Below are 408 nucleotides of genomic sequence, written 5' to 3'. Positions count from 1 at the left end.
AGATCGTGATGCGGAAGAAGCTCTTGCCGTACAGCCGGCCGCTGTCCAGGGCGAGCGCCACCAGCAGGGCGATGCCCAGCATGATCGGCACCTGGACCACCAGGAACAGCGCGACCCGGCCCAGCGACGCCCAGAACAGCTCGTCCTTCAGGGCCTGCTGGTAGTTGTCGAACCCGACGAAGGTGGTGCCGCCGATGAGCTGGTCGCGGAACAGGCTCAGGTAGACCGAGTAAGCGATCGGTGCGAGGAAGACCAGGGCGAACACGGCCGCGAACGGGCCGATGAACCCCCAGCCCTTCCATGAGCGCCGGTCCCGTCTCACCGGAGGCGGGGCCGGCCGCGGCTCTGCGGCCGCCGGCGGTTGCAGCGTCGTCATGTCGTTCCTTGCTGTTCGGCGTTCCGGTAACC

1 protein-coding gene is annotated in these 408 nt (G+C 67.9%); it reads right to left on the bottom strand.

The window, feature by feature from the left end; all coding sequences use genetic code 11:
• Window positions 1-376, bottom strand: a 376-nt coding sequence (locus LPA54_RS40590) for a carbohydrate ABC transporter permease (RefSeq protein WP_368857919.1), incomplete at its 3' end; no start/stop codon positions are given.
• Window positions 377-408: the final 32 nt, after the last annotated feature.

Origin of the sequence: Streptomyces sp. DH12, from assembly GCF_020873895.1 — a bacterium.
Taxonomy (GTDB): Bacteria; Actinomycetota; Actinomycetes; order Streptomycetales; family Streptomycetaceae; genus Streptomyces.
The sequence above is the reverse complement of the archived record's forward strand: the minus strand, read 5'-3'. Positions and strand labels throughout refer to the sequence as shown.